The following is a 17733-nucleotide window of genomic DNA, read 5'->3' on the forward strand; positions in this document are numbered from 1 at the left end:
TGATAAGAGATTAGTGCGTATGGTAAAAAAGAAACGGCATAAAGCTTTTTGGAGCAATATCAAGTTTAAGTATAAACTGACTATCATCAACGAGAATACACTTGAGGAAGTTGTAGGTATCCGTGTATCCAAACTGAACGGTATCTCGGTATTGCTTTCCGTACTAACAGTGCTGTTTTTGATTGCCGCAGCTATCATTACTTTTACTCCTTTACGCAATTACCTGCCGGGATACATGAACAGTGACATCCGTGCCCAGGTTGTGGAAAATGCCTTGCGCGCAGACTCACTCCAACAGTTGGTGGAACGCCAGAATCTGTATATCATGAATATACAGGATATTTTCCGTGGGACAGTCCGTGTTGATACAGTGCATTCTATGGACTCTCTGACCACCGTACGCGAAGACTCATTGATGGAGCGCACACAGCGGGAAGATGAATTCCGCAAACAGTATGAAGAAACTGAAAAATATAATCTGACGAGTATCACTGCCCGCCCTGATATAGAGGGATTGATATTTTATCGCCCAACGCGGGGCATGATTACGGAGAAGTTTGATGCGGATAGACGACATTATGGTACGGACATTGCAGCCAATCCGGGAGAGAGTGTACTGGCTACGCTGGACGGTACAGTCATACTGAGTACCTACACTGCCGAAACAGGGTATGTGATAGAAGTACAACACAACCAGGACTTTGTATCCGTGTACAAGCATTGTAGTTCCCTGCTGAAGCGGGAAGGTGATACCGTGCAGGCCGGAGAGGCCATTGCACTGGTGGGAAACAGCGGACAACTGACCACCGGTCCTCACCTGCACTTTGAGCTATGGCACAAAGGGCGGGCGGTAAATCCGGAACAATACATTGTATTTTAGTGATTAGTGATTAACAAAGTAGTCAAATCGTAAATATATAAATGAAGAAACAAATTGCTATACTCGGTTCCACAGGTTCCATCGGTACACAGGCATTGCAGGTCATTGAGGAGCAATCCGACCAGTACGAAGCTTATGTGCTGACTGCCAATAACCGGGTAGAAGAACTCATTGCCCAGGCACGGAAGTTCAAGCCTGAAGCAGTAGTCATAGCCAACGAAACCAAATATGCCCAACTGAAAGAAGCGCTCGCCGACCTGCCTATCAAAGTATATGCAGGAACGGAAGCCATCTGCCAGATTGTGGAAGATGCTGAGATTGACATCGTTCTGACCGCCATGGTGGGTTATGCCGGACTGAAACCGACAATGAACGCCATACGTGCCCGTAAGCCTATCGCCCTTGCCAATAAGGAAACGCTTGTAGTGGCCGGCGAACTGATTAACGACTTGGCACGCCTCTCCGGTACACCTATATTGCCTGTAGATTCCGAACATTCGGCTGTTTTTCAGTGTTTGGCAGGAGAGCTCGGAAATCCGATAGAAAAGGTTATTCTTACGGCTTCCGGCGGCCCATTCCGCAACTGCACAATGGAACAACTGGCTACGGTTACCAAGGCGCAAGCCTTGAAACATCCCAACTGGGATATGGGAGCGAAAATTACGATTGACTCCGCTTCAATGATGAACAAAGGATTCGAAGTGATAGAAGCCAAATGGTTGTTTGGTGTGCGCCCTGACCAGATTGAAGTGGTGGTACATCCGCAGTCTATCATCCATTCGATGGTGCAATTTGAAGATGGTGCGGTGAAGGCGCAATTGGGTATGCCAGATATGCGCTTGCCTATCCAGTATGCATTTTCTTATCCACAACGCCTGAAAGCCTCGTTCCCCCGTCTGGATTTCAAGATGTGTACGAACCTGACTTTTGAACAACCTGATACGACACGTTTCCGCAATCTGGCACTGGCTTACGAGGCCTTGCATAAGGGAGGAAATATGCCTTGCATTGTCAATGCGGCGAATGAAGTGGTAGTAGCCGCTTTCCTGCGGGATGAAATTTCGTTCCTCGGAATGAGCGATGTGATAGAGAAGACAATGTCGATTGTGGCGTTTGTAGAAAAGCCGGAATATGAAGATTATGTGGCTACGGATGCGATGGCGCGCCGGATTGCACAGGAACTTATAAAGTGATTAGCGGTCTAAGTGATTAGTGATAAGCCGCATTTAATATAGTAAATTGTAAATAGTAAAATAGAAAGTTTATTAGATGGAAACATTTTTGATTCGTGCCCTGCAACTCATTATGAGCCTTTCATTGCTCGTTATTGTCCATGAGGGAGGGCACTTCCTCTTCGCCCGCCTCTTCAAGACCCGGGTAGAAAAGTTTTGCTTGTTCTTCGACCCTTGGTTCACTCTGTTCAAGTTCAAGCCCAAAAACAGTGATACAGAATATGGCATCGGTTGGCTGCCGCTAGGTGGCTACGTGAAGATATCAGGTATGATAGATGAGTCTATGGACACCGAACAGATGCAACAGCCTATGCAACCGTGGGAATTCCGAGCCAAACCGGCGTGGCAACGATTGCTTATTATGGTGGGTGGCGTAGTGTTCAACTTCCTGCTGGCGTTATTCATTTACTCCATGATACTCTTTACGTGGGGTGATGAATACGTGCCGGTGCAAAAGGCTCCGTTGGGTATGGAGTTCAACGAAACAGCAAAAGCCATCGGCTTCCGCGATGGTGACATACTCATCTCTGCCGATGGTGTACCCTTCGAACGTTACGATGGCGACCTGTTGACAAGTGTTGTTGATGCCCGCGAAGTAACCGTGCTGCGTGGCGGAGAGAAAGCCTCGGTTTATATTCAGGAGGATATGATGGAGCGTTTGCTGGCCGACAGTGTACGTTTCGCCTCATTCCGCTATCCATATGTGATTGACAGTATACTTCCCAATCGCCCTGCCGCCCTTGCCGGATTGCAACCGGGTGACAGCATCACACAATTGGATGGAGAGAATATCGCTTATTTCGACTTCAAAAGAGAAATAGCACGCCGTCAGAAAGACGGTTTGGCTCCTCATGATATCACATTGACGTATATACGAGCAGGAGTGACGGATACCCTAACTTTTGCTACAGATTCTTTGTATGAAATAGGTGTAGTGGCGCGCATGACGACCAATCAATTACTTCCCGTAGTAAAAAAGGAATACAGCTTCTTCGCCTCTTTTCCTGCCGGTGCGGCACTGGGTGTGAAAACGCTGAAAGGTTATGTAGGACAGATGAAATATCTCTTCTCCAAAGAGGGGGCCAAGCAATTAGGTGGTTTTGGAACTATCGGCAGCATCTTCCCCGCTACATGGGATTGGCATCAGTTCTGGTACATGACGGCATTCCTTTCCATTATCCTTGCCTTCATGAATATCCTGCCTATTCCGGCATTGGATGGCGGACATGTACTGTTCCTTATTTATGAAATTGTGGCCCGCCGAAAACCAAGCGACAAGTTTATGGAACGTGCACAAATGGTAGGTATGTTCCTGTTGTTCGGGTTATTGCTTTGGGCAAACTTCAACGATATTCTGCGGTTCCTGTTCTAGCATATAGTCTACCTAATAAAAACAGATGGTCTGTTCGGATGAAACAGACCATCTGTTTAAAGCAAATAGACCATCTATTCCAGTCGGATAGATGGTCTATTTTATTAAGGTAAAATACCAGTCTTATTTATTTACACTAAGTGACCGATCCATTCTTCACGATCACCCGGAAGAAGGTCAATAACCGGAACTTCCACCATGGTATAGCAACCGGGTTGCTGACGCATGGAAGCACGTGCCACACAAACCAATACCTGTGCTGTGAGTGCAGGATTATTGATGCGCATATTGAATTCGAACAATTGATTCTGAGTTTTACCGGAAACTCCTTTGCGAGTGAGGTTTACGCCATGTCCCATATCAAGCAAAGCGTCTACACTGGGAACTTGCTTCACATGTGTTTCATCATTCACAAAGTAAGCGTCGGCCTTGATGGCAGCAGCTACTTTGTCAAACTCATAACCGTCTTTCAGCTCAATGTAAACCATACGGCGATGGATGCCTGTTCCTGTAGGAATTGTCATGGAAAGGGCCGCTTTCACACCGTCAACAGCTTTTACAGCAACAGTATGTCCCATGCTCATTCCAGGACCGAAATTGGTATATGTAATTCCTTTCGGAGCAATAGCTTCCAGCAAAGTACGCACAATCGAATCGCTTCCCGGGTCCCAACCGGCAGAGATGATAGAAACTGCATTATGCTCTTTGGCAGCAGCGTTCAGCGTACGACGCAAATCTACGATACCGGTATGGATATCAAAACTATCAACCGTATTAATGCCGAGGGCAAGGATTTCTTTAGCAAAAGATTCCACGCTACGGGTCGGTGTACAAAGGATAGCTACATCAACGCTTTCCAATTCCTTGATATTCTTCACTACGGGGTATTCACTCAGTTCTGTGGGACGGTTTTCTGCTCCTGCACGGCGTACAACACCTGCGATTTCAAAGTCGGGAGCTGCTTGCAATGCTTCGAGCACGTATTGCCCGATATTGCCATAGCCAACGATGGCTGCTCTTACTTTTTTCATTCTTTTATTGGATTTATTTATCAGTTTTCTATCTTATCGGCACAAAAGTAAGCATTTTCATTTAATTTCACTACAAAACAACACAGAGTTCCACAGAGTTTTTCCTTTATTAAGACTTGTTTCAAACTTATGCACCTTCAATTACTTACCCTCTAAAACAATTTCCAAAGGAAAAAGTTCTGTTAAACTCTCCCGACTCTATAATGGGGAAACACAATATTCGTCGCGCGCGCCCGTTATATAAGCATTATGATAGAATACATCAAAGGCGGACTTGCCGAGCTCAGCCCGGCAACCGCAGTTATCGACTGTAACGGTTTGGGATATGCCGTTAATATTTCATTGAATACGTATGCTGCCATTCAGGGTAAAAAGGAGTGCAAATTGTATATCTACGAGGCTATACGTGAGGATGCATATATTCTCTATGGCTTCGCGGACAAACAGGAACGGGAGTTATTCCTGTTACTGATTTCCGTATCGGGCATCGGTGGAAATACAGCACGAATGATACTCTCAGCACTTTCACCGGCGGAACTGGTGAATGTAATCAGTACGGAGAATGCGAACATGCTGAAGACGGTGAAAGGTATCGGGCTAAAGACTGCGCAACGGGTGATTGTGGATTTGAAAGATAAAATCAAGACAGGTGCTGCCGCTGCAGGAAGTACAATAGGAAATCTGGGCGGAATGCTGACGGCTGCCAATGCACAGGTACAAGAAGAAGCAATTGCTGCGTTGACAATGCTGGGATTTGCACAGGCGCCGTCGCAAAAGGTGGTGCTGGCAATACTGAAGGAAGAACCGGATGCACCGGTGGAACAGGTGATTAAACTGGCACTGAAACGGCTTTGATAAATGATAATTTATCGCGCTTCGCGCGATAAGTGACAAGCTACAAGCTACGAGTGACAAGTGCCTTTCAGTGTGATAGCCGGGCGAATAATTATTCAGCCACGAGTACAGCGCAGCAACTCGTTACTGGTAGCTCGTAGCTCGTAACTTAATTTAGCGCTCCGCGCTAAATTATCATTTGTACAACTGAATACACATGAAGTCTTCATACATACGACATATAATCTGGTTATTACTGCTGTGGCTAACGCCCGGCAGTTTTGTCGTTATGGGACAGAATGCACAACAAAGCACAAATATAAATAATACACAAGAAGCAACAACTGCACAAGATACCATCCCTCCCCGATACTCCGTCCGTAAAACTGTGCCAAGCACACTAAAGGATCTTTCGCCCCGCCCCGCCGACCTGCAATCGCCGGTGAACCTGCGGACAGAAGCGGAATATGATGCTAAAACAGACAAATACCTCCTACGTACCAAACTGGGTAACAAGGAGATTGGAGTGCCGATGCTACTCACTCCCGAAGAATACCTGGACTGGACACTGAAACAGTCCATGCAGGCATATTATCGCCAGAAGAATGGGGAACAAATTGGTAAAGGAAAAGAAGCCTTCGACTCTATGGATATGAAGTTCAACCTTGGTCCGGCAGAGAAGCTTTTCGGCCCCGGCGGGGTGCAAATACGCACGCAAGGCAATGCGGAACTTAGCTTCGGCATGAATTACAAGAATGTGAAGAATCCTTCGCTCCCTGAAAGCCAGCGCAAAACACTTGGCTTCGACTTCGACGAGAAAATCAATATCAACGTCAACGGAAAAGTGGGCGACAAGGTGAACCTGAACATGAACTACAATACGGACGCTACATTTGATTTCGACACCAAACAACTAAAGCTAAAGTATGAAGGCAAGGAAGACGAAATCATCAAACTAATCGAAGCGGGAAACGTAAACATGTCCACCAACAACTCACTGATACGGGGGGCATCGGCTCTATTCGGTATTCGCACGGATTTGCAATTCGGCAAGTTGAAGCTGCAAGCAGTCATCAGCCAGCAAGAGAGTGAAGCCAAGACTGTGACAAGCCGAGGCGGTGCACAAACCACCACTTTCGATTTCTCTGCTGACAACTACGAAGAGAATCGCCACTTTTTCCTCGCCCACTACTTCCGGGATGCATACGACAAGAATCTGGCCCAACTTCCGAATATTCTTTCGGGAGTTACGATTAACCGTATCGAAGTATGGGTGACCAATAAGCGGAATAATTACGATAATCCAAGGAACATCGTAGCGCTGACCGACCTTGGGGAGGCTTTCCACATTGGTAATACCACCGCCTGGCACGGAACGGGGAATCCATCCAATCCAATATCAAACGTCAATGTGCCCGCCAACAGCGCCAATAATCTTTATGCGGAAATGATTAGTCAGTATGCCGCAGCTCGCGACATCAGTCAGGTGAGCAACACCATGAACAGCATTCCTGGTGTGGAAGGCGGCATGGATTATGAAAAGATAGAAAGTGCCCGCCTGCTCACTTCCTCGGAATACACACTGAACAGCAAACTGGGCTACCTTTCGCTGAAACAAACCTTGCAACCGGATGAGGTATTGGCAGTCGCTTTCGAATTTACGCTCGGGGGAAGAAGCTACCAGGTGGGAGAATTTTCTTCGGACATCAAGGAGACGGGGCAGAGCCTATTCGTGAAGCTATTGAAAAACACCGCCAACTCTCCCGATGCCGCCTGCTGGGACCTGATGATGAAGAACGTCTACAGCCTCAACGCTTACTCGGTGCAGAAAGAAAAATTCCAGTTGAACATCACTTACCAGAGTGATACGACAGGAGTATATCTACGCTATATCCCCGAAGGTAAGATTGCCCGAATGCCTCTGTTACGCGTCATGAACCTCGACCGGCTGAACAGCCGGAACCAGACGGGCGCGGATGGTTTCTTCGACTTCGTAGAGGGGTATACGGTAACGGCATCCGATGGTCGCATCTATTTTCCTGTAGTGGAACCTTTCGGCAGCCACCTGCGCAAAGCTATCGGGAACGATGCACTGGCAGACAAATATGTGTTTCAGGAACTATACGACTCCACCCGCACCGTGGCACGGCAGACGGCAGAAAAGAATAAATACCGCCTGACGGGAGAATACCGTGCTTCAAACGCTAACGAGATACGTCTGGGAGCCATGAACGTTCCGCAAGGGTCGGTACGGGTGACGGCAGGTGGCATGACGCTCATGGAAAACTCAGACTACACGGTGGATTATACACTGGGCGTGGTCACCATCCTCAACCAAGGCATTATTGATGCGGGCACTGCCATCAGCGTAAATCTGGAAAGTAACACCCTCTACAGCATGCAGCGCAAAACGATGATGGGTTTGAACTTCACCTACGACTTTTCGCAGAACTTCTCCTTCGGCGGAAGTATCATGCACCTCAGCGAGAAGCCGTTGACAAGCAAAGTGGCAATGGGTGATGAGCCGCTCTCCAACACCCTGTGGGGACTGAATGCTTCGTGGAAGAAAGAAAGCCAATGGCTAACGAACATGCTGGACAAGCTGCCTTTCGTCACCGCCACCGCACCCAGTAGCATCAACCTTGGCGTGGAATTTGCCCACCTCGTCCCGGGACATGCCAAAGGCCTGCAACAGAATGCTTCGTACATCGACGACTTCGAAAGCACGCAAAGTGGCATCGACCTGCGCCAACCATCGTACTGGATGCTGGCAAGCACGCCTTACAGCCCTTCCGCCTCCGCCCTTTTCCCGGAGGCATCGCTCAGCAACAATATCGCCTACGGGAAAAACCGGGCATTGCTGGCGTGGTATCACATCGACGGTCTCTTCACCCGCCGCAACTCCTCGCTGACACCCACGCACATCAAGAACGACCTCAACCAGCTCAGCAACCATTACGTGCGCGAAGTGTACGAACAGGAGCTTTTCCCAAATAAGGAAACTCCTTATCAGGAATCCGCCGCCATGAACGTGCTGAACCTGGCATACTATCCGCAGGAACGGGGTCCCTACAACCTGGATACAAACCTAAATGCCGACGGCACGTTGCGCAATCCGGAGAAGCGTTGGGGGGGCATGATGCGCAAACTGGACACGAGTGATTTTGAAGCGGCGAACATTGAATATGTCACGTTCTGGTTGCTCGACCCCTTCATTTATGAAGACACTGATAATAAAGAATTTAAAGCATCCACAGTAACATCAGACTCAGCACCCTCAGTGACATCTAAGGCGGCACTTTCAGCCTCTCGCGGAGGGTATCTTTACCTCAATCTGGGCGAGGTATCCGAAGACATCCTGAAAGACGGCAAGAAGTTCTTTGAGAACGGTCTGCCCACGGACGGAGACGTGACTAAGACCGAAGAAACCGTCTGGGGACGTGTGCCGCGCGACCGTAGCGTGGTATATGCTTTCGACAACGCTGCCGGTGCCCGCCGCCGCCAGGATGTCGGTCTGAACGGACTTTCAACCGATGACGAACGCACTTTTCCTACCTATCAGAAGTATCTGTCGCAAGTGCAAGGCCTGGTTGATACTGAAACCTATCAGAAGTTCTATAACGACCCCTCGGGCGACAACTATCATTACTTCCGCGGTAGCGACTACGACCGAGAGGAACGTAGCATTCTGGAACGCTACAAGTACTACAACAATACCGAAGGCAACTCCACTGCCTCGGAAGACTCTCCGGAACGATATGACATTTCTTCAAAAACCGTGCCCGATGTAGAGGACATCAATCAGGACAACACCCTGAACGAAACGGAGAAGTATTTCCAGTATAAAATCCACCTCGCCCCTGCTGACTTAAAAGTAGGTCAAAACTATATCACAGACAAACGTACTGTCAGCGTTCGCCTGCGCAACGGACAAACGGAAGAAGTGAGCTGGTATCAGTTCAAAGTACCCGTGCGCAGTGGTGAAGCCGTGGGAAGCATCAAAGATTTCAAGTCCATCCGCTTCATGCGCATGTTCCTGACCGGATTTGAGAAACCCGTCGTGCTGCGCTTCGCCACGCTGGAACTGATACGCGGCGAGTGGCGCACCTATACCGATGCGCTGAACAACACCCAGCAAGGCGCCTCTACCACCAGCTCCGCCACACTCGAAGTGTCCGCCGTCAACATTGAAGAAAACGGCGACCGCACCCCGGTGAATTATATCATGCCTCCGGGTATCTCGCGCGTCATCGACCCCGGACAGCCGCAACTACGCCAACAGAACGAGCAGGCCATGAGCCTGAAACTTGAGAAGCTGGCTCCCGGTGATGCCCGTGCCGTCTACAAAAACACCGGTATGGACATGCGCCAGTACCGACGCCTGCAAATGTTTGCCCATGCCGAAGCCCTACCCGACCTAACCACCGACCCGCAGGACGGTGAACTGTCCGTCTTCATCCGCCTCGGCTCGGACTATCGCGGCAACTATTACGAGTATGAAATCCCCCTCACCCTCACCCCGCACGGAGAATACAACGGAAGCACCACCGCCGGATGCCTCGCCGTCTGGCCCAAAGCCAACAATCTGGACATCGACCTCAGCCTACTCACCAATGTGAAAAAAAACCGCAACCGACTGAAGAACACCCCGAATAGTGGTGTGACCTATGCCAAGGTCTACTCCGAATACGACCCTGACAAACCTGCCAATAAGATAAGCGTCATCGGCAACCCCTCACTGGCGGAAGTAAAAACTCTGATGATTGGTGTGCGAAACAATGCCCGCACCGTCAAGTCGGCAGAGATTTGGGTGAATGAACTTCGCCTCACCGAGTTCAATGAAGATGGCGGCTGGGCGGCACAAGGCAACCTCAACGTGCAACTTTCCGACATCGGCAGCATCAACCTTGCCGGACATGTGGAAACGGCAGGCTTCGGCGGACTAGAACAAAGCGTCAGCGAACGCCGGCTGGACGATTATTATCAGTATAGTTTCACCACCACGTTCGACCTCGGACGCTTCTTTCCCAAGAAAGCCCGGCTCACCGCGCCCATCTATTTCTCCTACTCCAAGGAAGCCACTACGCCCAAGTATAATCCGCTGGACAAAGATATGTTGCTGGACGATGCCCTCGATGCCTTCACCACCGACTGGGAACGCGACTCGCTGATGAACATTGCCCGTGAGATAACAACTTACCGCAACTTCAGCCTGAGCAACGCCCGCCTAGGCATCATCAGTAAGAACCCGATGCCATACGACCCGGGTAACTTTACCATCAGCTATTCACGCTCCCTGCGCCACAACCAGGGTAGCACCACCGCCTACGAGAACGAAACCGACTGGCGCGCCGCCATGAGCTACAATTACGCTCCCGTCTACCGTCCTTGGGAGCCCTTCAAAAAGATGGAAAGCAAATCCCCGTGGATGCGTTTCATCAAAGAGCTCAATCTGAACTGGTTGCCCCAAAGCATCGCGTTCAACACCGACATGACGCGCCATTATTATGAGCTCCAGCTTCGCGACCTCGAAGCCCTCACATCCGGGATATCCGTTGACAACGGAAATACAGGCATCGAAAGTATCCCCATCTCCATCGCCAAAGAATTCCTCTGGAACCGTGACTTCGCCCTGCGTTGGGACTTGACGAAGAATCTGCGCCTCAACTTCACTTCCGCCACCCATGCCGAGATTCAAGAACCCTACGGCGTAGTAAACAAAGACCTCTACCCCGATGAATATACCGCCTGGAAGGATACCGTGCGCCGCAGCCTGCTATCACTCGGCCGTCCCATCGACTTCCAGCAAACATTTAATGCCACCTATAAACTCCCGTTCGACAAATTCCCCATCACCGACTGGATTAGTGCCGACTTCCGCTTTGCCTCTTCCTACAACTGGGATCGTGGTGTCTCACTGTCCGATGGTATAGAAATGGGAAACACCGTCAGCAATCAACGCAGTATCGACGTGAATTCCCGCTTCAACCTTGAAGCATTCTACAATAAGATACCTTATTTAAAGAAGGTGAACCGCCGCTTCTCTGCCTCCTATCGTAAACCCACCCCGACCAAAGAGCAAAAGCCGCGCCGTTTTGACAAAGAAATACAGTTACGGGCAGATACCACGTTGACCGTCAACCATGGCATGAACTCCCGCCGTCCCAAAGTGTCAGCACTCACGGTAGACGGGCGTCATTACCCTGTGCGCTACAAGGTATTGAACGCCAACTCCCTCCGCATCGACACGCAGGACACGGCACGCATCAAACTCACCGTCATTCCCGGTCCCAATCCGGAAGACGGCTGGTGGTATAAGTTCGGCCAGCATGCCGCCCGCTTTGCCATGAGTGTGCGCAATTTCAGCTTTACTTATAAGAATACGTATGCCATGACCCTCCCCGGCTTCCGTCCCGAAGTGGGTGACATGTTCGGGCAGAAGAAGCACGGAGGTTTCCTTGCCCCTGGAATGGACTTTGCCTTCGGCTTCACCGGTGATGGCTACATCGACCGTGCCCTGCAAAATGATTGGCTCATCTGCAATGACTCCGTCGTCAGTCCCGCCAGCAGCAATGCCCTCGAAGACCTGCAATTGCGCATCTCCCTCGAACCGATACGCGACCTCAAGATAGACCTCACAGCTAATCGTACCCGCAACCGTAGTCGCGAAATGCAGTATATGTTCGAGGGGATGCCAGACACCCGTAGCGGTAATTTCTCCATGAGTATCATCTCAATAGGCAGTGCCTTTGAGCGCCCCAGTGCAAGTGACGGTTACCACTCCGGCACCTTCGAGCGTTTCCGCAACAACCTCGAAGTCATCCGCAACCGTGTGGAAGCCCGCTACATCGGCAGCCAAAATCCGCAAGGCAGCACTCTTGCCGGAAAGCCCTTCGACCCGGCAAACGGAACCATCAGCAAGCATTCACCCGATGTCATGATACCGGCCTTCCTCTCCGCTTACACCGGCAGGGGCGCCCGTAACTCCGCCCTCGACTTCTTCCCCAGCCTGTTCTCCATGATGCCAAACTGGCGCGTCACCTATACCGGGCTCACCAAGATAGCTTGGTTCAAGAAGAACTTCCGCAGTGTCAATCTGAACCATGCCTACCGCAGTACCTACAGCGTGGGCAGCTACAACACCTTCCAAAGTTTCATGAGCTATATGGGCGACATCGGCTTTGTGGAAGATGTGCAAACGGGAAATCCTATTCCTTCATCGCGTTTCGATATAAGCATGGTATCCATCAACGAGCAATTCTCACCGCTCATCGGTATGGATGCCACCCTCAAAAACGGGCTCACCGCCAAAGTGGAATATAAAACCAGCCGCATCCTCAACCTCAGTATGAGCGCCTGCCAACTGGTGGAAACCGCCTCCCGTGACTTTGTTATCGGACTGGGATATAAAATTATAAACTTCAACCTCTTCAGCCGCCGCAATGTGAAAGACAGTAAAAACCGTATCAATCATGACCTTGCCCTCCGTGCCGACATCTCATTCCGCAACCAGTCCGCCCTCTGCCGAGACATCCAGCAAGGCTTTGCACAAGCCACCAATGGCAACAAAGCCCTGAAAATTTCTTGTTCGGCAGACTACACCCTGAGCCGTCTGCTGACACTACGCCTTTACTACGACCGCCAGCAAAACACTCCGCTAATATCCGCCAGTTCCTATCCGGTGGTCAGTGCCGACTTCGGTTTCAGTATGAAATTCTCACTAACACGGTAAATAAAATCGACTACCCGGGAATAAGTTCGGGGGAAAGCCCTATCTTTGTCCTAATAAACAACAAGCATTATGAAACAAGTAAGAATTTACATGAAGCGTTGGTTAGGAGCTAACGAGCGCGCCAAACAAGTATCGACAGACTCCTGGTATCTGGACTTCGCCGACCAACTACTTTCCTTAATTGACCAATCTCCTTTATACAGTAAAAAGTCTGAAGATGAGAAAGTGGATGCAGCCATCTCGTTAACTCTCTATATGCATGATGCCATCGCCCAATCCGGCGGTTGGAAAGAGTTCTCGAATGCATACTACAAATTATACAAATCCTATCTGCCTTTCTATAAATTGTCAGATTCGTATGTCCCCGATGAAATCAATGTGGAAGACATCTCATTTGTCCTATGGACTCTCCTCTCCCAATATGCTATTTTTGCGGAAGATACAGTGATTTTCCACAATCCTCATGACCCTGATTTATTGGATCTCAGCCAAAAGATATATGATGTAATGGATGCCTCTTTCGAGGAAGCTCTCATAAGTGATGAGCCATCTATTCCGATTTGGGTAATGGGGCTGGATTTACTGGAAATGGATATGGTGCCGCTTCCTGAGATAAAGCCCGGCACGCCCCTCACAAAGGATGTGGAGAATTGCCTGGCATATAGTAAAGGAGAACCATTACTTTATTTCGCCACTTATAATGAGCTACGCAAGTTCTTTGTAGAAGAACTGAAATGGGCTAACAGAAATGAGAACCTGTTACCCAACTTAAGAGATGATAAGAATTTTGTGATTTACGCCAATGCTAAAGGTATGCTGATAGCCCCGAATGCTTCTTATTGTTTCTGCGATCCTAATAATCCAACTTACGATGCAGCAAAAGCCGCAACCCAAGGATATAAATTATTCACTTATCCAAGCGCCTGTCCTTTTGATGCCCTGAAATATGGTATGGCAAAAGGATTATTCCCCGACCTGCAACTCCCCTTCCCCGGTGGAAAAGAAGTGTTACATGACTATTGGGACTTTATTGCACGATACTTCCTGTGTGAATATTACGAAGGAGAGTGAGGATAATTATTAGTGATTAGTACTTACAGTATATCTGTACATTACTAATCACTAATACGAATTATCAACTACTACCTTATAACCATAATACCAATGGAAGATAATCTTTCAACTTCACCCTCAATATCCTCAAAGACTGAGAAATCCGATAAGCTACGGTTTTGAATGAAACTCCTGTCTTTTCCGCTATCTCATTATAAGTAAGATTTTCAAATCGATTCAATTCAAAAGCTTTCCGATAGTCTGCAGGTAACTCACTTATAGCTTTAGAAATTAAATTGATAATTTCACCTTCTATATAGAATTCGGGATCTTCAAACATTTCCTTATACTTATCATATAATCTTTCATGTACACGTTGTTGCATTTGCAAATGAGCTATTCTATTTAAGCACTTGTTTTTAACAGCAGAAAATAGCAGAGATTTTAAGGATAATTCAGGTATAAGAACATGGTGATTTTCCCATAGCCAAAGCATGACATCCTGAATAATCTCCTCACAATCCGATCTATCCACATACTGAGAAGCAAATGCAAATAGCCCCCTATAGTATTGCGTATATATAATGTCAAAAGCTTGTGTATCTCCCGCTTTCAACTTTTCTAAAATTTCTCTATCTTCGTTTATCACTAGTGTTTTCCTTCGTATAGAACAAATTTAAGCAATTATATTATGGGCAAATAAAAAAACAACGTAATTAACACAATTATTTACTCCATCAATGACGGTAGTGCAGTAGAGACAAAAGGTATGTATGTAATCAATAACTGCACAATCAACATTACAATCAGAAAACGAAAAACATAAGGAAGCATCTCGTTGATACTAGTTTTACCTACTCCACTGGCTACAAAAAGAGTACTACCGACGGGAGGAGTCACAAGACCTATAATCATATTGGAGACAACAAGTACTCCAAAATGTACAGCAGATAATCCTGTAGCCATTCCAATAGCCTCACTTACAGGTAGCAACACAGGAACTACAATTAATAATCCTGGGGCTACATCAATAAACATACTGATAAAAAATAAAGCAATATTCAATAAAGCAAGAATAATAATCTTTTTCCAGAAAAAATAAGTTTCAGGTGATAAATCAGCACTGAAGAAACCAATAATACTATCACTTGAAGATATTAAAGCATTAGATATTATTACGGGAATTTGTCCTATACTCAATGTCCATGCAAATAGACTCGCACACGCCAATAAAAAGCTAAGAGCAGCCGTAGTTTTTGCAGCAGAAACAAACAAACTTGGAAGGTTCTTAAATGTTATTTGTCGATAGACAATCATACTCACAAGCAAAGCATACAAAACTGCTACAGCCGATGCTTCCGTAGCAGTAAAGAGACCGCCCATAATTCCTCCAAAGATAATAAGCATCAATAAAATCACCCATATAGACTTAGCAATACATCTCATTCGTTCCTTCAAACAGGTTTTCTCTTCAACTACCACATTAAATTTCTTCGCATACCTGCTGGTTATAGTCATTAGTCCAATTCCAATCAATATTCCAGGCATAATTCCACCCACAAAAAGTTTTTCTATAGAAACATTAGCAATGGTTCCATACAAAAGAAGAGCAATGCTAGGTGGTATTAAAGCCCCTGTTGTTCCTGCACAAGCCGATAATGCAGAAGAAAACGGACGCGGATATCCATTACGTTCTAATGCAGGTATCATCATTCCTCCAATTGCAGCACAAGTTGCGGCAGAAGCACCGGAAACTGCACCAAACAACTGAGATGCCACAATAGTTACAAAGGGCAGACCACTTTTTTTATGCCCTAAAAATGATTTTACAAATGAAATCAGACGCATTGATAATCCACCTTGGCTCATAATTTCACCTGCAAGGATAAAAAAAGGAACCGCCAAAAATGAATAGAAATTAGATAATGAACGAGTCGTTTCCAAAGCTACCATTATAGGATTAATATCCGCATAAAGCAAAGCAGCCAATGAAGACAATAACATGCAGAATGCTATCGGTACGTTTAGTAGTAGCAAAACAAGAAAAGTTATTAATAATACAGCTGTCATAAATTTGAAGTTTTTAAACTGGATATTATATCAGTAATACAATAAATCAACATGAATACACATCCCACCGGACAAGCCCCATATATCCAGGCACGGCTGAATTCCATGGCAGGCATAACCCAATCCACAATACCCTCGGTCACTTCTATACTCCAGAAAAACAAGACACAAATACCAATCAAAGTAATACTCTTATTAATAGTTGTGAATATCTTTTTCCTTTGTCCTTTAGCAACTTGTTCTATATAGTTAAAAGAATAATGCAAATGCTCACGTATAGCAACAGCTGCTCCTAGAAAAGTAAGCCACAACATCAATGACTGTGTCAACTCATCTGCCCAATAAATCGAGAAATTAAGACCAAAACGACATATTACATTAATCGCCATAGTAAATGACATCACTCCCAAAATAATAAATAAGAGGTAATCTAAAACGATATTAATATATTTCATAATTATTTATTTTCAAAAGATTCGTTACGCATATTCATTATATCCAAAAGTAATTCTTCCGATTCCACCGGATACCTATCACTGAATCGCTCAATAACCTTATTGGCTTCAGTAATAAAAGGAGTCTTATCTTTAATCTCATTGATCATAACCCCATGTTTTTGCATTTCACATAGCGATTCCTCGGTAGTATGCCTCCAAATATCATCGAACTTTTGCTGAGAGATAGCAATGACCTCAGTTATTCTTTTTTGATACTTAGGCTCCAAAGATGCAAACCACTTGGCATTAGCTATCAAAATGTGCTGATTGGCAAAATGCTCGGTTAAAGTAAACTGATTACAACCAGCCTCATAGTACTTATAAGCCATAAAGATCCTGGCACTATTCTCCGCTCCATCCACAACCCCAGTTTTCATTGATTGAAAAAGTTCCGAAAAAGGAATCGGGGTAGCAGTAGCTCCAATAGCATTAATAGAATTTATCATAACAGGACTCTCCATAACTCGTATCTTAAGCCCATGAAAATCATGAGGACTCTTTACTTCTATACTATCAACCGGATATTTATAAAACAGATTACGGAATCCTGTACTATAAAAGCCCAGACCCTGTAAATTGAATCTAGCCAAACGTTGAAGAAACTTTCTCCCTATTTCACCATTTAGTACTTTTGCATGTTGTTCCTCCGTAACAAACAAATAAGGTAAATCCAAAATACTATATGCAGGATCAATCGTAGTTAGAATTGATGAATTAACCTGAACCATTTCGAGTACATCAAAATAGCAACTCTCCAACAATTGTCGTTCAGAGCCCACAGTTCCCTGATCATAAAACACAACCTTTATTTCCCCGGCTTTGATTTCCCCATCAGGTGAAGCTTTCTCCAATTCATTACGAAAAAGATTGGAAATTTCCCATATCCTACTATCTGGCTTTAATTCATTGGAAAGACGGAACACCAGTTTGGGAGTATTTTCCACAGGTTCACTTACCTGATTCGAAGTGCATCCAGACAGTAATAGCAAAGGGAGTACGAATAAATATAATCGACTATTCAACTTCATAAAA

11 protein-coding genes are annotated in these 17733 nt (G+C 46.5%); 6 read left to right on the top strand and 5 right to left on the bottom strand.

What is annotated here, in order from left to right:
- The first annotated feature begins 19 nt into the window (after positions 1–19).
- The 3 genes from QZ135_RS00080 to rseP all read left to right on the top strand — a co-directional run bounded on the left by QZ135_RS00080 (position 20) and on the right by rseP (position 3484).
- Complete coding sequence (locus tag QZ135_RS00080; RefSeq protein ID WP_294604608.1) at positions 20–880, top strand: M23 family metallopeptidase; 861 nt, start codon at positions 20–22, stop codon at positions 878–880.
- 41 nt (positions 881–921) lie between these two features.
- Entirely contained in the window at positions 922–2073 is a 1152-nt protein-coding gene (locus QZ135_RS00085; RefSeq protein ID WP_294604610.1) for a 1-deoxy-D-xylulose-5-phosphate reductoisomerase, read from the top strand.
- 76 nt (positions 2074–2149) lie between these two features.
- On the top strand, positions 2150–3484 hold the full coding sequence (gene rseP / locus QZ135_RS00090) for an RIP metalloprotease RseP (protein WP_009130822.1): 1335 nt from the start codon (positions 2150–2152) through the stop codon (positions 3482–3484).
- Between the two features lie 131 nt (positions 3485–3615).
- Here rseP and QZ135_RS00095 read toward each other — a convergent pair whose 3' ends face one another.
- Positions 3616–4515: a diaminopimelate dehydrogenase gene (locus tag QZ135_RS00095; protein WP_294604615.1), complete on the bottom strand. Its 900-nt coding sequence runs from the start codon at positions 4513–4515 to the stop codon at positions 3616–3618.
- A 249-nt stretch (positions 4516–4764) separates the two neighbouring features.
- Between QZ135_RS00095 and ruvA the strand changes: the two genes are divergently transcribed.
- The 3 genes from ruvA to QZ135_RS00110 all read left to right on the top strand — a co-directional run bounded on the left by ruvA (position 4765) and on the right by QZ135_RS00110 (position 14152).
- Positions 4765–5370, top strand: coding sequence for a Holliday junction branch migration protein RuvA (gene ruvA, locus QZ135_RS00100; RefSeq protein WP_294604617.1), 606 nt, complete (start codon positions 4765–4767; stop codon positions 5368–5370).
- Between the two features lie 196 nt (positions 5371–5566).
- Complete coding sequence (gene sprA, locus QZ135_RS00105) at positions 5567–13081, top strand: cell surface protein SprA (protein WP_294604620.1); 7515 nt, start codon at positions 5567–5569, stop codon at positions 13079–13081.
- Positions 13082–13150: 69 nt separating this feature from the next.
- Positions 13151–14152, top strand: coding sequence for a DUF3843 family protein (locus tag QZ135_RS00110; protein WP_294604622.1), 1002 nt, complete (start codon positions 13151–13153; stop codon positions 14150–14152).
- 76 nt (positions 14153–14228) lie between these two features.
- On the opposite strand, the gene QZ135_RS00115 is transcribed toward QZ135_RS00110, so the two are convergent.
- From QZ135_RS00115 to QZ135_RS00130, 4 genes are all read right to left on the bottom strand, one after another.
- Positions 14229–14780, bottom strand: a complete 552-nt coding sequence (locus QZ135_RS00115) for an RNA polymerase sigma-70 factor (protein ID WP_294604986.1) — start codon at positions 14778–14780, stop codon at positions 14229–14231.
- Between the two features lie 83 nt (positions 14781–14863).
- On the bottom strand, positions 14864–16204 hold the full coding sequence (locus QZ135_RS00120; RefSeq protein ID WP_294604625.1) for a TRAP transporter large permease: 1341 nt from the start codon (positions 16202–16204) through the stop codon (positions 14864–14866).
- The gene (locus QZ135_RS00125; protein ID WP_294604628.1) at positions 16201–16659 is read right to left on the bottom strand and encodes a TRAP transporter small permease; all 459 of its coding nucleotides are present in this window, start codon (positions 16657–16659) and stop codon (positions 16201–16203) included. The genes QZ135_RS00120 and QZ135_RS00125 overlap by 4 nt, the downstream gene beginning before the upstream one ends.
- A 2-nt stretch (positions 16660–16661) precedes the next feature.
- Positions 16662–17729 carry a TRAP transporter substrate-binding protein gene (locus QZ135_RS00130; protein WP_294604631.1) on the bottom strand — a complete coding sequence of 356 codons (1068 nt, stop codon included), beginning with the start codon at positions 17727–17729 and terminating at the stop codon, positions 16662–16664.
- Positions 17730–17733 lie beyond the last annotated feature (4 nt).

Source organism: uncultured Bacteroides sp. (assembly GCF_905207245.1).
Classification (GTDB): Bacteria; Bacteroidota; Bacteroidia; order Bacteroidales; family Bacteroidaceae; genus Bacteroides.